Source organism: Litchfieldia alkalitelluris (assembly GCF_002153425.1).
GTDB lineage: Bacteria > Bacillota > Bacilli > Bacillales > Salisediminibacteriaceae > Evansella > Evansella alkalicola.
Map to the genome: position 1 here is coordinate 2,207,027 of NZ_KZ119600.1, position 23,224 is coordinate 2,230,250.

Sequence of the window (23,224 nt, forward strand, 5' to 3'; positions counted from 1 at the left end):
TTATATGTAAGAGTATTTAATTTTAGGCTTGGATTGTATAATTATTCTGCCATCATATTCAACCACTTCTGCTGTAAATATATTGGGGTTTCCTAAGACTGTAATATCTACTGTAGGCGTGGGGGAGGAGAGGGGAGAGTTATCTGCCTTTCCTTTACGTAATTTATATTTTACATATTGATGTTTTCCTTTGTAGAAACGGCGGAGCTTTTTATGATCTTTGTCTTCACAAAACAAGGCTTCATGTAAACTGTTATCTGTCAGTTCCTCTCCTACCAAAGTATTCAATCTTTCTAGAATTTCAGCCTTTTTAATCATTCGTATCTATCCTTTCAGACAATCTACATTCCATTATAGCCAATTGGTTTAGAATTAGTAAAATAAAATAAATTTGGCCTTACTCTATTAGGCACTTACGTCCAGCATAGAGTAAGGCATTTTAATTAATCTTGAACTCTAAACATGTCATTACCAAATAGGAATTGTGCAAAATAACTATCAGCTGGAATAACAATTGTTGTATCCTCATCTAAAGTAGCTCTATAGGCTTGTAATGAACGGAAGAACTCATAAAACTCAGGATCTTGGTTATAAACCTCAGCATATATCTTTGTTGCTTCCGCATCACCTTGTCCTCGAAGGATCTCAGCTGTTTCATAGGCTTCAGCCTCAATTATTCGTGCTTGTCGATCTGCGTCAGAACGTATTTTCTGTGCTTCTTCTTCCCCTTCAGATAAATAGCGGTTAGCTATTCTTTCCCTTTCTGTTCTCATTCTATTAAATATATTTTCAAGATTTTGCTCTGGTAGATCTGTCTGTCGAATTCGTATATCAACAACTTCCATTCCATATTCTTCTAAACCATTATTCGTTCGCTCTTTCACATTTACGAGCATTTGTTCTACATGATCAATATCTGATATAAGTTGGGTCATAGATGTGCGACCAATTTCACTATTTAAATTCGAGTAAATCATATCATCTAAACGGGTGTTGGCATTTACTTCTGTGTGCATGGTTACTCTGAAAAGGGCTGGATTTGTAATGCGCCATTGGGCGTAATTATCCAATTCAACTCTCTTTTTATCTAAGGTAGTGACTTGTCGTGGTCGAGTGTCATAGGTTAGTAGTCTGTCCGAATAAGTTTCTACTGTATCAATAAAAGGAATTTTAAATTGTAAACCTTTCCCTTCAACGATTTTTACGCCACTAAGTCTACTATGCTGTTCAATTTGTTCTACTACTTCTGTTGTTTTTTCAGAAATAACTATTTTCTGTACTTCACCAAAGCGCACCACTACCGCTTGGTCGATTTCATTAACATTAAAGGTAAATAAGAACCAACTTACTACTACAACGAGAAGTGTTCCTATAATAACTCCTACCTTCTTTATAGTAGGGAGTGCTTTTCGTTTTACATTATTTAATTTTTCCATATCTATCACATCATGCATATCGCTCATCTATAAACATCCTTTCACTGTCTTATTAAAATACTGTGTTACTGATCTACAGCATTTTTTGAATTGCTTAATGGTAAAAATTGAAGTGTGCTTCCATCATTGTTTTCTATGATATATTTCTCTACATGAGGTAGGACTTCTTCCATCATTTCGTAATACATACGAGTTTTTGTTACATCTTCACCTAAGCGATATGCTTGAAGCAATTCGTTGAATAGGGCTGTATCCCCACTAGCTTCTGCCACTCTTGCTGCTTTATGTCCTTCAGCTTTTGCAATCATTTCTGCTGCATTCCCTCGAGCCTGTGGAATGATTTGGTTAGCATAACTTTCCGCTTGGTTAATAACGGCGTTCATTTCTTCACGGGCACCTACAACTTTATGAAAGGAATCTTGCACTTCAACAGGTGGATTTACATCCTGTAGTTGTACTGTAGTCACTTGAATGCCAATCTCATAACTATCTAAAATTGCTTGGAGGTGTTCATGAATCTCCGCTTCAACGCCTCCTCTGTTTTCTGTTACAACACCATCAAAGTCATTACTAGCTACTACACGACGAATGGCTGCTGCGCCAGCATGTGCGATCGTATCGTATTGATTATGTACGTTAAAAAAGAATTGTTCTACATTAAAAATACGAAATTGAATAACTGTCTCTAGGGAGACTAAGTTTTCATCACCAGTTATCATTAATGCTTCACGGTCAACTTCCACATACTCTGATATATTTGAAGAATCACCCTCAGACGTTGTGCGGAACCCATATTCCATTCGTTTTACTTCCTGCGTATTTTCAGTCCAAACTGTCTGGATAAATGGGACATGCCATTTCATGCCTGATTCTACTATTGTGTCATGGTGCTTCCCGAATTGAAGGACCACAGCTTCTTCTCCGTCATCTACGATATAGATACCAAGTAAACCAATTAAAACAAATAAACATAAAAACAAAAGACCAATTATTTTTTTCAATTATTTCCTCTCCTTAAATAGAAAAATGGGTGAATCTATAAATATTTTGTAGCTAATTGTGGAATGAAAAAGAAGGGGATCATTTCATCTCCATTATTTATTACGAAATAGTTACAAAAAAGTTTCAAAGAAGGTAATGTACTTTTCTTTCAGATTATGTCTTGCCTTTATGGCGTGAATTCTATAGACTAAAGAGCGTAGTTGTCCGTACAAATTATATGAGGTGATAATAATGAAAACGTTTAATAATCCCATTTTACCTGGATTTTATCCAGACCCATCTGTTTGTAGAGTAGGTGAAGACTACTATCTAGTAACTTCATCATTCATATATTTCCCTGGAGTGCCAATTTTCCATAGTAAGGACTTAGTCAATTGGAAACAAATTGGTCACGTTTTAGACAGGCCATCACAATTACCGTTAGATGGTCAAAAGCAATCGCGAGGTATATTTGCTCCAACCATTAGATATAACGATGGTGTTTTTTATATGATTACTACAAATGTAGAAGAGGGAGGAAACTTCCTTGTCACGGCTACAGACCCTGCAGGTCCATGGTCTGATCCGTACTATTTAGATGCACCAGGAATTGACCCATCCTTATTCTTTGATGATGATGGGAAAGTCTATTATCATGGTACACGACCAGCGCCAGAAGGAGAAAAATACAGTGGTAACTGGGAAGTATGGCTTCAAGAGCTAGACATCAATTCAATGAAATTAGTCGGAGAATCTGTAGGATTGTGGCGTGGGGCCCTAAGGGATGTTGTTTGGCCAGAAGGACCTCACATTTATAAAGTTAATGGGTATTATTATTTAATGATTTCTGAAGCAGGAACAGCTCACCATCACGCTGTTTCCGTTGCTCGAAGCGAGTCTTTGAAAGGACCATATGTTGGGAATCGTGGGAATCCAATTTTAACACACAGACATTTAGGAATTAATTATCCAATCGCTAATGTGGGGCACTTTGATCTTGTTGAAACACAAAATGGTGAGTGGTGGGGGATTGGTCTCGCTTCACGAATTTATGGTGGATACTATCGTAACTTAGGAAGGGAAACATTCATGCTACCAGTAACATGGGAAGATGGGTGGCCTGTCATGAGCGCTGGTACTGGCAAGCTTGAAATGTCTTATCAAAAACCTAATTTGCCAGAATCAAAACCTGTTCTATTACCTGCATGTGATCATTTTAATAATAAAGAGCTAAACTTCAGTTGGAATGTTCTAAGAACACCACGGGAAGAGTTCTATAGTTTAACGGAACGACCTGGTTATTTAAGTCTAAAACTAAGACCAGAAAGAATCACAGACTTAAAAACACCAAGCTGTGTTGCAAGAAGGCAGCAACATATAGACTTTGCAGCTTCTGCATTAATGGAATTTACACCAAAAGCAGAAAATGAATGCGCTGGTATGGTATTAATGCAAAGTGAAGATTACAATTTTACGTTTGTTCATACTAAAAACGGAGAAAACACTGTTTTACAATTGATAAAATGTGCCGATGGGAAAGAAGAAGTTTTAAAAGAAGTTCAAATCAGTGCATCTATGTTGTATTTAAAAGTAGAGGCGTACGGACAAGATTATAGTTTTTATTACGGAGAAAGTGAAAATAGCTATAAGCCATTGATAGAAGATGTGGACGGGCGTATCTTAAGTACAGATATTGCTGGTGGCTTTGTCGGAGCAGAACTAGGTCTATATGCAAGCTCTAATGGTGAAAGTAGTGAAAATAATGCTTACTTTGATTGGTTTGAGTATGTAGGACTATAAGAATAAGTTTTAAAAAAAAGGAGCCATCTTGTAAATCGAATTTCCTAACTGACTTTGAGTAAATTCGAATTAAGGTGGCTCCTCTTTTATGTTTTATTAATTCTCGCTACCATCAAATGCTTCAGGAATCATCGTGAAACCGTCAATCACTGTATCTTCTTCTACTTCAATCATTAAATACCGTTTTCCTTCAAAATTAATTTGTCTTACATATCTTAAGTCTTGAGGACTGATAGAAACATTAGCGACTTTTGTTTCAATCTTTATAGATTTAGAAGTATATTTTGGTACGATGTTACGGGCTTTAATCTCATATTTTTCATCATCGATGACTCTTTGGAAGGCATCTTCTACCATATCTGTGTTTACACCTTCTACACCACTATGTTTAAGAACACGTTCCACATCTCTATAGTCTAATTTCGGTTCTTCTTCCTCTTCATTTTCTTCTATGACACGGTGTATTTCTTCATACACATTAGATAGAGTACCTGTATTCAATTGATCTCCAGTAACGTTTTTTACGATCTCTTCAAAAACAATTTTATCTTCTTGGGCAGTCATTGTTTCTTCACCGTTTAAAACGTCCTCAATAAATTGATAATCAGGCTCATTTGCTTTTCCAGCTGAGTATAAAATGTGATTCACATTTGCAGCGTGATCATTAAAACAGGGGAAAAGAAAACCAGAGATTGGAGCATTTAAATTAATAATGGGATCTACGACAATATTGTATTTAAATTCTTTTTCGACATAGTCGAAGAGAAGTTCTTTTTTTGGATCCTGTGTTTTGTTGATACTACATAAAATGAACTGATGGGAATAAACCGTATCTCTGTCGCTAGCCTCGTCATCATTAGTTTGCCTTTTCATAGGTTTGTAATATTCACCACGTATAAAGCTGACAACGATATCCATATCAAATTGACGACTACTCAGCATTTTATCAACAAGACGCAACATTTGCTGCTTCCATCCTTCTACATCATCATTACTAAGTAAACCTTGATGTAGAATAAGTAGACTGTTATCTTCCGTACCCTGTTGAAATTTTAATTCAAATAATTTTTCATCTAATTGGCCAGTTAATGTCTTTTTAAAGTTATTTAAGAAAAGTTCTTGCTGATCTTGATCAAGCAATGCAAAAGGTTGACTCTGATGATGATATATTTCACTGGAATCCTTCATTATATAAACATTAAAAATGTCATGAATTTTTAGTAAATCATTATCGGGTTTAAATTGTTTACGAATATGTGCAATATCTTTCTTGTTCATTAAATCTCCACTCCTACAGTGTTTAGTTTGTAAATAGTACTCGAGGTTAAAGTGTGGTATTTAAAAATAATACTTCCAAGCATCCTTCTATTTTAGCATAATAAAGGTTCTATAAATATATGAATTATTATTTAGAGATAACTAAAATGATATAACGTGTATCTATCTGTTTTCTACATCTTTATCTTCTACATATTCTATAATGTCACCTGGTTGGCAGTCTAGTGTTTTACAAATTGCTTCTAAGGTTGAAAACCGAATAGCTTTGACTTTTCCTGTTTTTAAATTTGAAAGATTTACATTAGATATTCCAATTATGCTTGCCAGTTGATTTAACTTCATTTTTTTCTCTGCTAAAACGCGATCTAATCTTATAATAATAGCCATTTATTTCACTTCCTTTAAATCGTCTCATCATGTTCTTGTTGTAGGAATGAACCATATCGGAATATGTGGGCAATAAGTAACATAACAGCCCCAATTACAAAACCATTAAAGCTAACATTTGAGATATTAAGTAGGAATATATTTGTAACAAACACGTACATAAAGAAATTTATTAGTAGATCACTAAACAGTGAGTAGCCAATAAGTAAGTAGGCAATTTTCTTAATTCGCTGTGCATTAATGTTATTAAACGGCGATTCTTCTTTAATTGTGGAAATAACAATTTCTTGTACAATTAATAGACCATAAATAAATAATGGGAAATAGATAAATCCTAGTGAGATATAGAAGGTCAAAAATGCAGTTTTGGCACTGAATATTGTTTCACTGATAGGTTGGAGTATTGAAAATGGTACTAGTGCAGAAAAAGAAGCACTGTTTGAAAAATCAAAACTCAATGACCAATGCCCAATTCCTTTTTCTACACTAAATGATTGTTCGGGCATGAAACTTGCCCAGGTGATGATGGCTATAAATCCAATAAATAAAAAAATGTTTACTCCGATGACAAAGTTAAGTAATTTATTGATCTTCATGGCACTGCTGAACATTTTATCCTTATTCAAATGAATCACCGATCCTTTTAATTGTAGTTACTAATAATGATAAGTCAATATATAATGCTTTACAATAAATAATTAATGATAAACATTAATTTAATGTATAAAGATGAAGAGTAAATATTCATTTGTAAACGGAAGAACCGTCCCCATGTTCACAAATTTGCTTTGAAATGGTACATTGTGAATATATTAACAAAGTATTTTGGTGAAGCAATGACTAGAACAGGGGAGGATTCAATTTGGTTTATAGTAAACTATTTAAATTAGGAAAAATTGGGAGTATAATTATTAAAAACAAAATTGTCATGCCTGCAATGAGTACTAATTGAATTCTTGTGAAGGGGGAGATAAGATGGCAAACATTATGGATTACTTAGATTGGCGTGGAGATTTACTGTTAAGCCAAGTGCCATTTAATGAGGTAGATAACCTTATTCTTTCTCAAATGTCTTATGTAGATTTTGAAAAGATTGTACCTTCCCTAAACAGTGTAGAGACAATCACAATTAAGGAAGCATCAGAAATATATTTTTCAATGTACACAAAAGAGGAAATAGATGCCCTACTTACCTTAACTAAGATGTCAGCATACCTCCTTAAAAAAATGGCGCAATGTGACCGATTTGCAAATCTGAAATTATCAAACTATATCAATATTATTGATTCTCAAACACAGAAACAATTTTCTGCTATAACCGTCTACCTTGATGAAGATACAGATTTTATTGCATATCGGGGAACAGATAATACCATTGTTGGATGGAAGGAAAATTTTAATATGACCTTCATGTCCCCAGTACCCGCTCAAATTGAAGCTGTTTCTTACTTAAATGCGATCGGCCAAAAAACGCAGAAAAAGCTAATAATAGGAGGACACTCCAAAGGGGGGAATTTAGCAGTATATGCGGCAGTCAAATGTTGTAGTAACATTAAGGATAGAATTTTAGAAGTTTTTAATAATGATGGTCCTGGGTTCCATCATGATGTCATCTCTTGCGCAGAATACAAGGATATGATTAAGAGAGTGAAGACTATTATTCCTCAATCCTCTATCGTGGGGATGATGCTTGAGCATGAAGAAGAATATGTCATTGTAAAAAGCAGTAAAAGTGTATTGTTACAGCATGATCCTATGTCATGGGAAGTATTAGGTAATCAGTTTGTTTATGAAAGATTTGTTACGAAAGAAAGCAGAATCCTCGATGGCACATTAAAAGCATTGTTGGATAAGATGGATGAATCTCAGAGGGGTCAGTTTGTTGATGCTATGTTTATGATCTTCGATGCGACCAACGTGGAAACTATCGCAGATTTAACTCAAGATAGATGGCGGAAGATAACAGAAATAATAAAAGTAATTAGTAGTATGGATCAAGAAAATAAGAAGATATTAAAGGAAACTATAAAGCTGTTTTTTAATGAAGGAAATCGAATATATAAGGAATCAAAGCTAAAATAATGTACGAGGTATACGTAGGGACGGTTCTGTTGTTTACACCAATAAGGAGTAGGTACACGGAACCGTCCCTACGTTTACCTACATTTATATGGAGAGCGGGGATTAAAATGAGGAAATATGTAGTAATAGTTTTCATGTTAATGTTTTTCCTTCACCCGATAACAAGTGTCATTCTTGCTAATTCTGGTCCGGTTTATTGGGAGGGGGAACCAGGACATAGTATTCTAAGTGTTGAAAAAAATTCTCCTATTATTGTACAAAAAGAAGAACTCACCTTTGATCTCGCAGATGATAATGCAATCGATGGTAAGGTTACGGCATTATATGAGATGTATAACCCCACATCTGAACTATTAGAAGTAGCAATGGTATTCCCTTATATTGGTAATCTCCTTTACCTTACACAAGATAATATAACTATAATAGCAAATGGCAAAATGATAGATTACCAGATGTTTATTGGGGATCGTTTAGACTCAGGAGATAAAGAAGAATTGTTTCACTTTGATAATATCGTCCATAGTATCTCAGGTGAGGTATATGAAGGAGAACACTTTACTAACAATCAAGTAGGTAACCTATATACAATTAAACCTATAGGACCGACAGACAACACAATCACTGTTGATGTGAATTTTGATCTAGAAAGTGATAGTGAAGAAACATATTTTATTTCAAATGGATTTTATAGTTATGGCTGGTACAATAACTCAATAGAATTGTCTACTAGGTACACAGGGGAAGATATTGAACTCTTTGTTATAGGGGAAGAAGATATTAACTTAAATATTCACGCTTATATTGATAATAAAGAGGATATAGTAGATTATGAAGTTTTTACACAGCAAAAGGAAATACGTGATATTCTCCAAAATCTTATCGATAAACGTACGCAAGACTTCGACGATATGATATCACAAGAACAGCTTTACAATCTCTACGCCAGTGCTCTTGATAACGACCTTTTCATTTACGGACATAGTTCAGAACAGGATCTATTTGAGGAAGCTTATCTTCAACGATTAATCCTTTTAAAGTATATAGTTGAATTCCCACCTAATCAGCTGCAGGAGGTGTCTGTTACCTATGAAATAACAGGAGAAATGGATCGTACTGAAACTGTGGATCCTCTGTATACGTATGAATATATTTTTAACCCTGCAAATAACTGGCATGATTTTCATCAATTATCAATATTTATAACTACTCCTGATCATTCACCATTTATTGTGAATAGCAGCATTGATCTTGTGAAACTAGAAGATAACATATATACGACTAGCGTAGAAGGGTTACCAGCTGAAGATCTTTTCTTTACTTTATATTCAAAGGAAGAAGTTATAAAAAACGAAGGTCCTAGTAGAAGTATGATTGCCCCATTATTGAACTATTCTGTTCCTATCCTAGGAATCTTTAGTATTTTAGTAATTGGAGCCATAATCACTCGAAGATTGAAACGTCACCAATAAACGGAGGGACGGTTCTCTCGTTTACAACACTAAAAAAATATAGCCACCTCTATCAATAGTATTATAAGAGGCGGCTTTTTGTCTGTACTTCGAGTTATTGTACTGAAGTATTTTTCTTTAACATAATTTTCTCATACAAATACTGAAAACCATATAACAAATAGGCCTTATAATTTATGTAGAAGAAAAATTGGAGATTATTTAATCGGTTTAAACGAATAATTTTTATCTTTTTCAATAATTCAATAAGAAAAAAAGCAAAAATAGCATCCGCAACAGCATTTAGTAAAAAGAACTTTTTAAAATTACCATAAGAATTTTTTAATAACCACATAGAGAGGGGCATGTATGGACCTATACTAAATGGTAGTTCGTCCCTTAAGAAGGATTTTGAATTATCATAAAACTTCCAAAATTTCCGTTTATTACCGTAAATATGGTTGAATATTTCGAAAATAATAATCATTATTCCTGCAGGGGAAAATCTTTTAAAATCTTTTTTTCCAATAAACAATAACGATAACCAAGGTATTGCTATTAGAACTACATTAAATATAAAATGTCTTTTTGTTATTTTCATAATTAAATCACCTCAACAATATTAATCATTCTCCATTAAATTATCCAAAATTAAAAATTCAATCCTCAATTTATTAATTTGTACCGAAAAATTGCGATGTCTTGGTTCATCTCTAACAGCTGATATATGCTAAGATTATGAATAGAATAAACAACTAGGCTAGGGAGTGAATGTAGTTTGAGTAATTATACTAATATCAAAAAGAGATTTTTTATTGCAGGAGAATGGCTTGATGGTAGCAAATATCACGAATTGAAATCGCCTTATTCAAAAGAAACTATTGCCAAGGTACCTCTTGCTTCTGAAGAAGATGTAGATAAAGCTATCCAAGCTGCATTTGAGGCAAAGAGAGAAATGAAAAATCTACCTGCTCACCAACGTGCAGACATCCTAGAAAATGTGTCAAAATTAATTGAAGAAAATAGAGAACAGTGTGCTAGAACGATTTCCATTGAAGCTGGAAAGCCTATAAAAACAGCTCGCGGGGAAGTTACACGCACCATTATGACCTATAAATTTGCTAGTGAAGAGGCGCGTAGAATTCCAAACGAAATGATAAATATGGACGCGGCACCAGGAGGGGAAGGAAGAGTGGCATACAGTATTCGGGAACCTGCAGGTGTGGTAGCGGCAATCACTCCTTTTAACTTTCCGATGAACCTTGTTGCCCATAAATTAGGTCCGGCAATTGCAGCAGGTAATCCAGTAGTTTTAAAGCCCGCTTCACAAACACCACTTTCGGCATATCTTATAGCAGAATTTTTCCATCGTGCAGGTTTACCAAAGGGTGGACTTAATGTTATTACAGGAAAAGGTTCTATTATTGGAAATTCCCTCGTAACAAATCCAAAAACAAGTGTCATTACTTTCACAGGTAGTCCTGAAGTCGGTCTTGCCCTAAAAGGTAAAGCAGGATTAAAGAGAGTTACTTTGGAATTAGGGTCTAATTCCGCTGCTATCATAGACAAAGATATTTCCGTTGAAAAGATAGCAGACCGCCTAATCACTGGGGCTTTCACGTATCAGGGACAAGTATGTATCTCTCTCCAAAGAGTCTTTGTTCATGAATCTTTGAAACATGAGCTTATTGATAAAATGAAAGAACGTGCTCTGAATTTAATCTTAGGAAATCCATTGGATGAAGCCACGGATGTCTCAGCACTAATTTCAGAAGCAGATACAGATCGAGTCATTGCATGGATTAATGAAGCTATAGGTAGGGGAGCTAAATTAGTTTCTGGTGGGAAAAAATGGGACAATATTGTGGAGCCTACTATTCTAGTTGATGTCGACCCAGACACAAATGTATCCTGTAAGGAAGTCTTCGGCCCAGTTGTAACTATAAATAGTTTTTCTAAATGGCAGGATGCGATTGATGCAGTAAATAATTCAAATTATGGGCTACAAGCCGGAGTTTTCACAAAGGATATTTCGAAAGCCTTTCAAGCTTCAGAAGAGTTAGAGGTTGGAGGTGTGATGATTAATGATATTCCAACCTTTAGGGTGGATCATATGCCATATGGTGGTGTGAAACAAAGTGGATTTGGACGTGAGGGAATTAAGTATGCCATTGAAGAAATGACAGAAATGAAGCTTGTAACGTTTAAAAAATAGTAGTTGGTAGGTGCTGAGATGAAAAATCAATGGGACATCGATATGAAAAATGATCGTATTGTTGCATATTTGCCTAATCTATTTCAGGAAGAGGTTGATAAGTTAGTAGAAATGATCAAAAAAGATTCTCCTGGAAAGGTAATCATTTATACGACAGATAAAGATTCTCCAAAGTTGAAGGATTGTGGATTAAGTCTTGAAGCACAGATGTCAGGTTTTTTTGCTGGAAACAATGCATATATATATACGTGTTACTTGAATGAGGAAAGATCTTTATCCAAATCTTCTTTGGAAAATATTGAAGTATTAACAGCCGTTCGTCAAGATAAAAAAGATCTGGCAATCTGTTCTCATGACTATCCAATTTCCCTTATAAAGGATAATGAGTTTGAAGATCTAGCGAATCTCTATCGAAAGGTTTTTCCTGTTTATCCAACTAACGTGTACGACCCTACGTATTTAAGAGAATCAAAGGATACGAACTATATTTTCATCGTAGCGAAAGATAAAGGGAAGATTATCGGTGCTGCATCTGCCATGGATACTGGTTATCAAAGCGCAGAAATAACCGATTGTGCTGTAGATCCAAATTACCGTGGAAAAAACATATTGCATTTTATTATAATGGAATTGGAAAACGCCCTTCTTAAACGAGGTATTAATAATGCTTTTTCTATTACTCGTGCAAAATCAGTAGGGATGAATATGACGGTAAAACGTCTTGGTTACCATTTTGAAGGAACCTTAACAAATAACTGTATCATATCTAGCGGCTACGAAGACATGAATATATGGACGAAAAACTTAGTCAAAAATGATGGGTGCTAAAATGAAATGGAACACCAAAACCCAAAAAAGCACGTTTAGGGTTAAAAAATCAAAAAAGAGGGCTGGACCATCTTGGGATGGTTCAGCCTTTCTAAATATTGCGCTCGATCTCACCAGCCGTCCGAGGAAAGGGAATGGACTCTAGTGAACACCAACAAAAGTTTTGTATTTTCAGGATAAACTAAAATTTAAAGTAGTTTTTCTTCAATAGCTTTGGCTGATCCAACAGCTGCTGATAGCTGAAAACATCAGGGAGATTCTTTGTATCAATTAACATCAAATGATCTTCAATTTCATCAATGATATCATCTTCAATGTAAACCATTTCGCAGTCTGGACAGCTAATGGACGGGACATGGGTCATTTTAATGGCACGACTCCCATCTGGCAGTTCCCAATAAGCTTTCTCCATCGACTCGGAGGCATGCTTAGAGTGACACCATTTACAAATCATGGAAACACCTCCTAATCAAAACATGAATTAAGCTTGATTTCGTTTATTTTCCTGTTTCTCATTAATACGTTCTAATTCTTTCTTCCACTTCCGTTCCTTCATCTTATCCCTTTTTCCACGCATATCCTTTAAAGATTGATGATTTAAATCTTCCTGATAGTTTTTTCTCCGTTCTAAACGATTTAAATTTTCTGGAACTAAATTAAACTTCTCGTCATTCATGAGAGCTGAGACACCTGCTCGTTTTTCACTCTCCTTTTCATAATAGGAGTAAAAATAGTCTTCCGCAGTGCCAGGCGTGTAATCCTTTGGTTCAGGATAAGATGTAATGACTCCTTCAAAGTTCCGCAACACAACTTTGTCGTGACTTTGTGAAATAAGGTAATTAGGCTGTAATGTTATTTTTCCACCACCACCAGGAGCGTCTACGACAAATGCTGGTACAGCATATCCACTCGTATGGCCACGTAACCCTTCAATAATTTCTAAGCCTTTTGAAACGGGTGCTCGGAAATGTCCGATTCCTTCGGAGAGATCACATTGATAAATGTAATATGGTCGTACACGAATTTTCACTAAATCATGCATGAGTTTCTTCATGATTTCAACACTATCATTAATACCTGCAAGAATTACTGCTTGATTACCTAGTGGAACCCCAGCGTTTGCTAGCATTTCACATGCCCTTTTCGATTCTTCAGTAATTTCAAGGGAAGTATTAAAGTGCGTATTAAGCCATACTGGATGATATTTTTTTAATATATTACATAAGTTTTCTGTGATTCTTTGAGGGAAAACAACTGGAGCTCTTGTTCCTATTCTAATAATTTCAACATGATCAATAGCACGTAAATTTTTTAATACATATTCTAAAATTTGATCATTTATGAGTAGCCCATCACCACCAGATATAAGGACATCACGGATTTCAGGGTGTTCAGCAATATAATTAATTGCTCCATCTAGCTGTTTTTTCGGTACTCCCATCCCAATCTGTCCTGAGAAACGTCTTCTTGTACAGTAACGGCAGTACATGGAGCATTGGTTTGTGACTAGGAATAACACGCGATCAGGATAACGGTGTGTTAAACCAGGAACAGGGGAATCGTCATCCTCAGATAATGGGTCCTCCAAATCATACTTTGTTTTTTGAATCTCTGCAGAAATTGGTACTGACTGCATCCTAATTGGACAGCGTGGATCATCAGGGTGCATTAAAGATGCGTAGTATGGAGTAATGTTTAATGGGATTGTTTTTGTTGAAATTCGCACACCTTCTTCTTCATCAGGTGTAAGGTTGATCACCTTTTTCAAATCATCTAAAGAGCGGATTGTATTCGTTAGCTGCCACATCCAGTCATTCCATTTTTCTTCAGGAACATCCTTCCAAAGGGAAATATCCTTCCAATGCCGTTCAGGTTTGTATAAATCCATTTTCATAATGGTATCCTCCTTAAATTTTTACTACCTCACCTCTAATTTAATGCAAGATCCATGCCAAGTGTTGAAGCTAAAGGCTACTTAGGAAAAATAAGGTTTTGCATCGAATATATAATGAAAACAGCGCCGGTTTTTCGGCGCTGTTTTCAACCTAGCTATTTGAGTTCGTACTTTTGAACTTTGTATTGTAAAGTTTGTCGAGGTATTTTTAAATGCTTCGCTGCTTGCTGTATATTCCCTTCCACTTTATGGAGGATTTCCTCAATGAGACGCTTTTCGATTAATTCAATCATCTCCTTCAAACTGTGACTTTTATCTATGTCATCTTGATTGAAGAATGAAGAATTTTTATTTTCGAGGTTGTTATGATTTCTTTCTTTAGTATGTTCCAAAATAACTTTCGGTAGGTATCGTTTATGTATCATTGTAGGACCTTCCACTACATTCATTGCAGCTTCAATGGTGTGCTGTAATTCACGTATATTCCCGGGCCAATCATAATTTTTTAAAATAGAAAGTGCTTCTGGCGAGATTCCTTTTACTGATTTATTAAAAGAATGGTTATAGTTTAAAATAAAGTGATGAACTAAATCCTCAATATCCCCTAATCTTTTTCTCAACGGTGGTAGGGTAAGTTGAACAACATTTAAGCGATAGTACAAATCTTTTCTGAGCGTTCCCTTATCTAGTAATTGAATAGGGTCTTCGTTTGTTGCAACAATAACACGCACATCAGTTTTTACACTATTAGTAGCACCAACTCTACGAATGACCCCATCTTCTAGCACTCGGAGCAGTTTAGCTTGTAGGTCATAAGGTAAAGTATGTATCTCATCTAAGAAAAGTGTTCCGCCATGTGCTAATTCGAAGAGTCCCTCACGATTATCAGAACCAGTAAAACTCCCTTTTGACGTACCAAAAATCATACTTTCTAGTAGGGTGGGAGGGATTGCAGCGCAATTTTGGGATATAAATGGACCTTGTGTCCTTGGTGAAGCCTGATGAATTCCTTGTACGAGAAGCTCTTTACCAGTCCCAGTTTCCCCATATACAAAAACAGGAGAGGAGGTTTCAGCAATTTTCTTGGCCTTATTAATGAGTTCATACATCGCAGTATCATTCGTTAAAATATCTTCGAATCGATAGGTTGCTTGTTTATCATCAATTGTTAAGGCTTTTTCTTTGCGGTGATCTATTTTAGTTTGGAGGTCAAGAAGCTTATGTGACAGTTCTTTAATCCTCGAGTAATCCTTTGCAATTTCCACAGCACCAATGATCTTTTCTTGTACAATGATAGGAATGGTAGTGTTTACAGTATCAATAAGTTTTCCGCGTAAGTTTCGATATGTCTGCTGCTGGTTAAAAATAGGTTTGCCCGTTTCAATCACTTTTATCATCGTACTTGTCTGTTGAGAAAGGGAAGGGAAGACGTCTAACAAAGGTCTACCAACAACTTCATCAACTGTTAGGCCATCATTATCAGCAGCGATGTCATTATAGTAAATTGTTTTTCCTTTGTTATCGATCACATGTATCCCTTCGTCTATACTGCTCAAGATCGCTTTTAGCATTACCTTTGTATCCATATCTGTTGCAAACAATGAGATCATCTCTCCTTGTGCCGAAAAATCATCTTATGGTGCTGAATATTCGGCAATTGTTACAATCATTTTATCATAGATATGAACTATGAAATTGATGTTATTTGTCGAATGGATATTAAAAATGCGACAGGTTTTGGATCACTCTTACATGGTCCAAAACCTGTCGCGCTAAATTCATTAAATCAGTGGTTTAATCTTCCATTGTTGAAAGGTCTCCAGCAGGTTCATTTAACTCCCAAGCTTTTAGTACTCGACGCATGATTTTTCCACTACGAGTTTTCGGAAGCTTATCTTTAAACTCAATTTCACGAGGTACGGCGTGAGCGGATAACTCCGTTTTTATAAACTGCTGAATCTCCTTTTCTAACTCCTCTGTGTATTCGAAGCCTGTTCGCAACGAAATGAAAGCCTTTATAATATGACCACGTACTTCATCAGGTTTTCCAATTACGCCAGCTTCAGCAACAGCTGGATGTTCCACGAGCTTACTTTCAATTTCAAAAGGTCCAACTCTTTCACCTGCAGTCATAATGACATCATCATTTCGACCTTGAAACCAAAAATATCCTTCTTCATCGCGATATGCTGTGTCACCTGATACATACCAACCGGGAATGGCAAAGTACTCATTGTACTTTTTATCATTATTCCATATTTTTCTCATCATGGAAGGCCAGCCTTTCTTAATAGCTAAATGACCCATTTCATATGGAGGAAGCTCATTTCCATGATCATCAATAATCGCAGCATCTACCCCAGGAATGGGTTTCCCCATAGAACCTGGTTTGATTGGCTCAGATGGATAGTTACAAATGAGCATAGCTCCAGTTTCTGTCATCCACCACGTATCGTGAATACGATGATTGAGAACATCGTTCCCCCATCGAACTACCTCTGGATTTAGTGGTTCTCCGACACTTAAGACATGACGTACAGAGGACAAATCATATTTTTTAAGAATACTAGGATCGGCTGCCATCAGCATTCGAAATGCAGTTGGGGCACTGTACCAAACGGTTACATTATTTTTCTCTAATGTTCCATACCAATCATCTGGCGAAAAGCGACCACCACGAACAACGTTAGTTACTCCATTTAACCATGGACCGAAAATACCATAAGATGTTCCAGTAACCCATCCCGGGTCGGCAGTACACCAGTAAATGTCATCTTCCCTTAAATCCAATACCCATTTTGCCGTTTGATATTGCTGGATCATGGCGTGATGTACGTGGTAAACCCCTTTTGGCTTTCCTGTAGAACCGGATGTGTAATGGAGTATCATACCATCTTCTAAATCTACCCATACTTTGGCAGAGTCATCTGATGAAGCCGTTTTCATTTCTGAATCAAAAGATACAAATTTCTCACCCTCAGGTAGATCTCCTCCAACAATAACAACCTTCTCTAGTTTTGGTAATTCGTCAAGTGGTACACGGGCAATTAAGTCCCTTGTTGTTACAAGAACCTTTGCTTCACTGTCTTCTAATCGAGCTTTCACTGCCTCCTTCATAAAAGCTTCAAAAAGTGGGCCCACAACTGCCCCAACCTTAATGGCTCCTAATAAAGCTACATATAGCTCAGGGCTTCTCGGCATAAAAATGAACACTCTGTCTCCTTTTTCAACGGAGAGATTTCTAAACATATGTGCCGATTGATTTGTTAACTTTTTCAATTCTTCAAAGCTGAAGGACTCCTCACGGTTTGCATCAGAGTAGAGTAAGGCTGTTTTTTTGCCACGGCCTTCCTCTACATGCCTGTCAATGACTTCATGCGCCATGTTCACCTTGCCAGTAGTAGACCATGAGAAAACCTTTTTAACGTCGTTCCAATTAAAACTCTCTTTTGTTTTTTCATAATTTTGTAATTGATAATTACCTGCAGTTGGTGATAGTACTCGCAAAAAAACACCCCCGAAAAGATTTAAGTAAGATAAACTTATGATATAACTAATATTCAGAAAATTCAATCCGGAAGTTAATTTCATGTCTTTGTTAGTATGTTATTCATTTCTTGTATGTATATATGATTAAAATAGTAGAACAAGCATATTTTTAAATAGATGAGTAATAAGTATAAAAAAATATGAAAATATAATATTCAAGCTTGAAAAAATACTAAAAGTAATGATATCAGTAAAAATTAATAGTAAACTCAAATAGGAGAAGTTTTTTTCTTCTTGTTGAAAAGTTTATTTGAGGGTGGCTATTTCAATCAGGTGTTTTGTTATACATAAAAACGAAAGGAGTTAATAATATGGAATATTTATTTGTAATTGCAGCAATTATTATTGGACTTATACTTTTGCGTATCGTAGGGAAAATTTTAAAATTTGTTATAGGAGTTGCTATTGTTGTTTTAATTGGTTATGTTGTGATGAACCAACTTGACAATGCATTATCCATACCTGTTTTAATATAGGTATTAAAACTTAAATAGTGGTCATAAGAAGAGGGGGATTTTAATGAAGACTCGAATTGAAAGTGATACGCTTGGTGAAATAAAGGTACCTGCTGATAAATTTTGGGGTGCACAAACACAAAGAAGCCTTCAAAACTTTAAAATCGGGACAGAAAAAATGCCACCTAAAGTAGTAGAAGCTTTTACAATTTTAAAAGAAGCCACAGCAAAGGCGAATGATGTATTAGGAAATCTAGACGAGGATGTAGCTAAAACGATCCAGGAGGCTTGTCAAGAACTTCGTGTTGAAGGGAAATATGAACATTTTCCACTCGTTGTATGGCAAACAGGTAGTGGAACACAATCTAATATGAATATGAATGAAGTCGTTGCCTATCTTGGAAATCAGAAGCTAAAAGATAAGGGGATAAAAAAACTTATCCACCCAAACGATGACGTGAACCGATCACAAAGCTCCAATGATACTTTTCCAACTGCAATGCATATTGCCGCATTTAAAGAGGTACATGAAAGACTGTTACCTGCTTTAAACCGCTTGAAGAATACAGTCAGTGAAAAACGAGAGGCATTTAGTGATGTTATTAAAATTGGTCGAACCCACCTACAAGATGCTACCCCGTTAACATTGGGTCAAGAAATAAGTGGTTGGGAGTATATGTTGGAAAAATGCGAGGATATGATTGAGTCGTCGGCTGAGCATTTTCGTAACCTAGCAATAGGTGGAACAGCAGTTGGAACAGGTATTAATGCTCACCCAGATTTTGGGGAATTGACTGCAAAAGAGATAACAAAAATTACAGGACATACATTCTATTCTTCCAAAAACAAGTTTCATGCCTTAACAAGTCATGATGAGATTACTTATGTACATGGTGCTTTAAAGGCATTGGCTGCTGACTTAATGAAGATTGCAAATGATGTCCGTTGGCTTGGAAGCGGTCCACGTTCAGGTATTGGAGAAATCTCAATACCAGCTAACGAACCTGGTAGTTCTATTATGCCTGGGAAAGTTAATCCGACTCAGAGTGAGGCCTTGACAATGGTAGCAACCCAAGTTTTTGGTAATGATGCTACCATAGGTTTTGCAGCAAGCCAAGGAAATTTTGAACTTAATGTTTTCAAGCCAGTGATCATCTACAATTTCCTTCAATCAGTACGTCTGCTGAGTGATGCTATGGATTCATTCAATGAGAAATGTCTCGTTGGTCTGGAAGCGAATCGAGATGTAATTGAAGGGCATGTAAAGAATTCTTTAATGCTGGTTACTGCATTAAATCCACATATTGGGTATGAAAAGGCCGCTGAAATTGCTAAAAAAGCATTTGCAGATAATACTACACTGAAAGAAGCAACGTTAGCCCTTGGGTACTTAACAGAACAAGAATTTGACGATATTGTTGTTCCAGAAAAAATGGTGGGTCAAAAGAATTAGTTCTTCAATTAAAATATAGAGGCTGGGACAAAAGTGTTTGATATTCCCAGCCTCTTTTTCTAAAGTTTGGGGGTTGAACATGCAGCGAAGGTCAATGGGTAATATATACATATTAGGAAGTTGTATTTTACTTGTTAGTATACTAGTTTTTTATAAGTATCCAATAGAACTAAACAAATCATACAAAGGTATTCAATTCAAACTAGGAACTGAAAATGCTGGTATGGAAGAAAGGGTAACGGTTGAATTAAGTGGAGAAGTGAGGAGGACTGTATTTGGTAAGAATATCTTTAATGGAAAGATAGAGTTACATGGCGATGCTATGGATCAAGTAGGATTGAAGGAACAAGTAGAATTTTCTTTAGGAAATGGTTACGGTAATGGTGGTTCCATTAGCTATATTGATGATGTAACTGATAAGGTTCTCTATTTTGGTACGATGTATATTAGTGATGACTATATCTCAATTGCGATAGAAAGAAACGAACAAATTGAAGCGGGAAGTTCAGTTTGGACCAGTGAGAATGGGATTGTTATTTCAGCACCAGCAAGTAACAGGGAGGAAGGTTTGGAAATTGCTAATGAACTAATGAAACATGAATCCATTGAACCATTTCAGTAAAACACTGTTCACATATATTAAGTTTTTGACGAGCCCTGTGCAATCTCGTTTTCACGAAGGCTTTCGCAGGGCTCATCAACTTTTCCGACCGTGACCAAGACTCACGTGAAACAGTGAGTTTAATCCTCCGTATCTAATAAACTTCCATTTAATCCAACTACATCAATTTCATAGGTAGCTACATCTGGCATCGTTTCAAGGTCTATCTTTGATAGTACATCCCTAACTAAATCTTTAACTTCCAACCCTAAACCATCTAAGTCATCAGAAGTGCTTTCAATAAGAATTTGTATTTTGATTGGTCCTTTAAAGTCAACTTGAATATCACCAAAGAGATCCGATTCATATTCTTCAAATAGTCTGTTTTGAATCGTTTCCACTATTATTCGTAATTCCGAAGAAATCATGTTTAAATCTTCATCACTAAAATCATCTACTAGAGTGGATACTTCTACAGAAAAAAAATAACTCGCGCTAGAACTAGTAAATCCACTTTCTTCATCTAACCAAGAAGCTTCGAAATGATAGTAGTAAGTTCCATCTTCCTCTGGTAAAGTAAACTTCAACTTTTCTATATGCTCGTAAGTTCTGTCAGTGTTGTTTTCTGTGTATTTGAAAATACTGAATGTGTCTGGTTCAGGTTGATAATTGAGTTTAAAACTAATCTCTTCACCTGGAGAGACTAATATAGGCTCAAATCCATTTTCTTCTAATTTTTCATAAATAGATTTTCCCTGCGTTGTTGATGTAGCCTGATTGTTATAAACCCAAGAATAACCTCCTAGTACCATTTCATACTCCAACCCTTGAATTTCTACGAATGCAGATGGCGGTAATTCAGTTGGCATATTAACACTTTCGTTATTTTCTCCTCTTCCACTATCATCCATATATAAATAATCTAGAAACATGTATCCACCTAAAACCAATGCAATAGTGGCTAGTATAGTTGAAATAATCGGATTATAAAGCCCCATAGTTTTTTTCTTTTTATTAGTCCTGTCAATACCGCTCATGATGTTTGTCAGCATTTCCTTCTCTTCTGATTCAGTAACGTCAAGAGTTTCGTAGTTTTTAAAAATACTGTCTATCTTCTGATCATCGGACTGTTTCATGTTCATATCCCTCCTTGATCATTTCCTTCTTTAAGGCGGCCAAACCACGGAATAATGTATTCTTCACTTTTGTTTCATTCCAATCAAGAATCTCTGCAGTTTCCTGAATGGAGAGTTCCTTAATTTTTCTAAGTATAATGACTTCTTGGTAAGTTCTTTTGAGTTTCCTCATTGATCGATAAAGTAGTTCTTCTGATTCCCCAAGGGTAGTGATTTTTTCTGGGCAATCACCATTAGAAGCGAAGGCCGCAAAGGACTCAATGAAATAGCGGATAGGCTTCTTTCGCCGGATAAAATCAATGGTAATATTGCGAGCAATACGATATAACCAATTCTTATCACTTGTTACACCTTGAAATGTTTCCATGGTTTCGTAGGCTTTAATAAAAGTATCCTGGGTCAAATCTTTCGCCTGTTCATGATCGCCTATCATTAACAGGATGAAACGATAAATGTCTTTATAATATAATTGGTACCATTCTTGAATCTTTCCTTTTTCATAACTATCAACCAATATATTCACCCCAGTTCTCTCCTTGTGCTCTCTTTTCTGCCTGTAATGACGTATATCTTATTAATAAGTTTCACATAAAATCGAAATATTTTGTACAGCTTGGTTGAAATAGACATTATTTAAGGAACTATGGTAATGTAAACCATATTACAAGTTGCAGAATTCGATTTAAAGGGGGAAGGATAAGTGCAGGTTTTTGATTTACATTGTGATGCATTGCTTAAGCTTTGGGAGGATAAATCAAGGTCTTATACAAACCACCCAAGCGTTGAAACAAATTTTGAACGATTACAACAAGGAAAAGTCCGACTACAACTTTTTGCAATATTTATAGAGCCATATTTTCCGAGTGATATAAAATTTCAGATTGCCTTAGAACAGATAGACTTGTTTCATAAAAAAGTGATAGAACAACATCCTAACATGAAAAAAATCGTTAACTGGAACGATATTCATAAGCTAAAAGATGGGGAAATTGGTGCACTTCTGACTTTAGAAGGGGCAGATGCATTCGGAAATGATCTTACAAAGCTCCGAACATTGTATCAGCTTGGAGTAAAATCAATTGGCCTTACGTGGAATAATGCTAATCTTACTGCTGACGGGGTTGGTGAGCCACGTGGAGGTGGTCTCACTGAACTGGGATTTGAAGTAGTTCACCTAAATAATGAGCAGATGGTTTGGACTGATGTATCCCATTTAGCTGAAGCAGGTTTTTGGAACGTTATGAATTCTGCCCAATATCCTATAGCGAGCCATTCCAATTCTAAGACAATATGTAATCACCGAAGAAACCTGACAGATGAGCAAGCGCAAGCTTTATTTCAGAAGAATGGTTTTATAGGGCTAGTATTTAATCCGCCTTTTATCAATGGGGAAGAACAGGCAACTATTGATGATTTGTTAAAACATGTAGAGCACTTTTGTGCACTTGGTGGGAAAAATCATGTTTCTTTTGGATCTGACTTTGATGGAATATCGTACCATGTAAAAAACTTAGAGCACGCAGGGAAATATCCAAATTTTATCAACGAATTGCTTAAACGTTACTCTGAAGCAGATGTTCGGGGATTTGCTTATGAAAACGTATTAAAGAGTATTCCTCTAGATAATAGAAAACGTTAATCCAATGGACCGTTGTCTTGCAAGATTTGCACCATCTTAATT

22 protein-coding genes are annotated in these 23,224 nt (G+C 35.8%); 9 read left to right on the plus strand and 13 right to left on the minus strand.

What is annotated here, in order from left to right:
* The 3 genes from BW724_RS10605 to hflK form a co-directional block, all read right to left on the minus strand.
* Entirely contained in the window at window positions 1-318 is a 318-nt protein-coding gene (locus tag BW724_RS10605) for a hypothetical protein (protein WP_088075195.1), read from the minus strand.
* 125 nt (window positions 319-443) lie between these two features.
* The gene (gene hflC, locus BW724_RS10610; protein ID WP_088075196.1) at window positions 444-1,463 is read right to left on the minus strand and encodes a protease modulator HflC; all 1,020 of its coding nucleotides are present in this window, start codon (window positions 1,461-1,463) and stop codon (window positions 444-446) included.
* A 38-nt stretch (window positions 1,464-1,501) separates the two neighbouring features.
* The gene (gene hflK, locus BW724_RS10615) at window positions 1,502-2,437 is read right to left on the minus strand and encodes an FtsH protease activity modulator HflK (RefSeq protein WP_088075197.1); all 936 of its coding nucleotides are present in this window, start codon (window positions 2,435-2,437) and stop codon (window positions 1,502-1,504) included.
* 232 nt (window positions 2,438-2,669) lie between these two features.
* Between hflK and BW724_RS10620 the strand changes: the two genes are divergently transcribed.
* Complete coding sequence (locus BW724_RS10620) at window positions 2,670-4,217, plus strand: glycoside hydrolase family 43 protein (RefSeq protein ID WP_088075198.1); 1,548 nt, start codon at window positions 2,670-2,672, stop codon at window positions 4,215-4,217.
* 96 nt (window positions 4,218-4,313) lie between these two features.
* Here BW724_RS10620 and BW724_RS10625 read toward each other — a convergent pair whose 3' ends face one another.
* The 3 genes from BW724_RS10625 to BW724_RS10635 all read right to left on the minus strand — a co-directional run bounded on the left by BW724_RS10625 (window position 4,314) and on the right by BW724_RS10635 (window position 6,508).
* The gene (locus tag BW724_RS10625; RefSeq protein WP_088075199.1) at window positions 4,314-5,495 is read right to left on the minus strand and encodes a DUF4317 domain-containing protein; all 1,182 of its coding nucleotides are present in this window, start codon (window positions 5,493-5,495) and stop codon (window positions 4,314-4,316) included.
* Window positions 5,496-5,657: 162 nt separating this feature from the next.
* Window positions 5,658-5,882 carry a helix-turn-helix domain-containing protein gene (locus BW724_RS10630; RefSeq protein ID WP_088075200.1) on the minus strand — a complete coding sequence of 75 codons (225 nt, stop codon included), beginning with the start codon at window positions 5,880-5,882 and terminating at the stop codon, window positions 5,658-5,660.
* A gap of 14 nt (window positions 5,883-5,896) precedes the next feature.
* Window positions 5,897-6,508, minus strand: a complete 612-nt coding sequence (locus BW724_RS10635; protein WP_088075201.1) for a DUF2975 domain-containing protein — start codon at window positions 6,506-6,508, stop codon at window positions 5,897-5,899.
* A gap of 349 nt (window positions 6,509-6,857) precedes the next feature.
* Between BW724_RS10635 and BW724_RS10640 the strand changes: the two genes are divergently transcribed.
* Together BW724_RS10640 and BW724_RS10645 are read left to right on the plus strand one after the other, a co-directional pair.
* Window positions 6,858-7,964, plus strand: a complete 1,107-nt coding sequence (locus tag BW724_RS10640) for a DUF2974 domain-containing protein (protein ID WP_088075202.1) — start codon at window positions 6,858-6,860, stop codon at window positions 7,962-7,964.
* 107 nt (window positions 7,965-8,071) lie between these two features.
* A complete protein-coding gene (locus BW724_RS10645; protein WP_088075203.1) occupies window positions 8,072-9,433 on the plus strand; it encodes a hypothetical protein in 1,362 nt (453 codons plus the stop codon).
* A gap of 94 nt (window positions 9,434-9,527) precedes the next feature.
* Here the strand turns inward: BW724_RS10645 and BW724_RS10650 are convergent, their stop codons facing one another.
* On the minus strand, window positions 9,528-10,013 hold the full coding sequence (locus BW724_RS10650; protein WP_088075204.1) for a hypothetical protein: 486 nt from the start codon (window positions 10,011-10,013) through the stop codon (window positions 9,528-9,530).
* Between the two features lie 177 nt (window positions 10,014-10,190).
* Between BW724_RS10650 and BW724_RS10655 the strand changes: the two genes are divergently transcribed.
* Together BW724_RS10655 and ablB are read left to right on the plus strand one after the other, a co-directional pair.
* Window positions 10,191-11,627, plus strand: a complete 1,437-nt coding sequence (locus BW724_RS10655) for an aldehyde dehydrogenase family protein (RefSeq protein WP_235848944.1) — start codon at window positions 10,191-10,193, stop codon at window positions 11,625-11,627.
* An 18-nt stretch (window positions 11,628-11,645) separates the two neighbouring features.
* Window positions 11,646-12,455 carry a putative beta-lysine N-acetyltransferase gene (gene ablB, locus BW724_RS10660; RefSeq protein WP_088075205.1) on the plus strand — a complete coding sequence of 270 codons (810 nt, stop codon included), beginning with the start codon at window positions 11,646-11,648 and terminating at the stop codon, window positions 12,453-12,455.
* Window positions 12,456-12,636: 181 nt separating this feature from the next.
* Here ablB and BW724_RS10665 read toward each other — a convergent pair whose 3' ends face one another.
* The 4 genes from BW724_RS10665 to acsA form a co-directional block, all read right to left on the minus strand.
* The gene (locus BW724_RS10665; protein ID WP_088075206.1) at window positions 12,637-12,909 is read right to left on the minus strand and encodes a YokU family protein; all 273 of its coding nucleotides are present in this window, start codon (window positions 12,907-12,909) and stop codon (window positions 12,637-12,639) included.
* Window positions 12,910-12,936: 27 nt separating this feature from the next.
* Window positions 12,937-14,349, minus strand: coding sequence for a lysine 2,3-aminomutase (gene ablA, locus BW724_RS10670; protein ID WP_088075207.1), 1,413 nt, complete (start codon window positions 14,347-14,349; stop codon window positions 12,937-12,939).
* Window positions 14,350-14,504: 155 nt separating this feature from the next.
* Window positions 14,505-15,959, minus strand: coding sequence for a sigma-54 interaction domain-containing protein (locus BW724_RS10675; RefSeq protein WP_246596048.1), 1,455 nt, complete (start codon window positions 15,957-15,959; stop codon window positions 14,505-14,507).
* Between the two features lie 184 nt (window positions 15,960-16,143).
* A complete protein-coding gene (acsA, locus tag BW724_RS10680; RefSeq protein ID WP_235848945.1) occupies window positions 16,144-17,856 on the minus strand; it encodes an acetate--CoA ligase in 1,713 nt (570 codons plus the stop codon).
* A 353-nt stretch (window positions 17,857-18,209) separates the two neighbouring features.
* On the opposite strand from acsA, the gene BW724_RS23600 reads away from it, so the two are divergent.
* From BW724_RS23600 to BW724_RS10690, 3 genes are all read left to right on the plus strand, one after another.
* Window positions 18,210-18,374 carry a hypothetical protein gene (locus BW724_RS23600; protein ID WP_176371374.1) on the plus strand — a complete coding sequence of 55 codons (165 nt, stop codon included), beginning with the start codon at window positions 18,210-18,212 and terminating at the stop codon, window positions 18,372-18,374.
* A 43-nt stretch (window positions 18,375-18,417) separates the two neighbouring features.
* The gene (fumC, locus tag BW724_RS10685; protein ID WP_088075209.1) at window positions 18,418-19,806 is read left to right on the plus strand and encodes a class II fumarate hydratase; all 1,389 of its coding nucleotides are present in this window, start codon (window positions 18,418-18,420) and stop codon (window positions 19,804-19,806) included.
* A 79-nt stretch (window positions 19,807-19,885) separates the two neighbouring features.
* Window positions 19,886-20,428 (plus strand): hypothetical protein, encoded by a 543-nt coding sequence (locus BW724_RS10690; RefSeq protein WP_088075210.1) that lies wholly within the window; start codon window positions 19,886-19,888, stop codon window positions 20,426-20,428.
* 119 nt (window positions 20,429-20,547) lie between these two features.
* Here the strand turns inward: BW724_RS10690 and BW724_RS10695 are convergent, their stop codons facing one another.
* Window positions 20,548-21,543 carry a hypothetical protein gene (locus tag BW724_RS10695; RefSeq protein WP_088075211.1) on the minus strand — a complete coding sequence of 332 codons (996 nt, stop codon included), beginning with the start codon at window positions 21,541-21,543 and terminating at the stop codon, window positions 20,548-20,550.
* Window positions 21,527-22,066: an RNA polymerase sigma factor gene (locus tag BW724_RS10700; protein ID WP_235848946.1), complete on the minus strand. Its 540-nt coding sequence runs from the start codon at window positions 22,064-22,066 to the stop codon at window positions 21,527-21,529. The genes BW724_RS10695 and BW724_RS10700 overlap by 17 nt, the downstream gene beginning before the upstream one ends.
* Before the next feature lie 177 nt (window positions 22,067-22,243).
* Here BW724_RS10700 and BW724_RS10705 point away from each other — a divergent pair, with 177 nt between their 5' ends.
* Complete coding sequence (locus BW724_RS10705; protein WP_088075212.1) at window positions 22,244-23,182, plus strand: dipeptidase; 939 nt, start codon at window positions 22,244-22,246, stop codon at window positions 23,180-23,182.
* The last annotated feature ends 42 nt before the right edge of the window (window positions 23,183-23,224 follow it).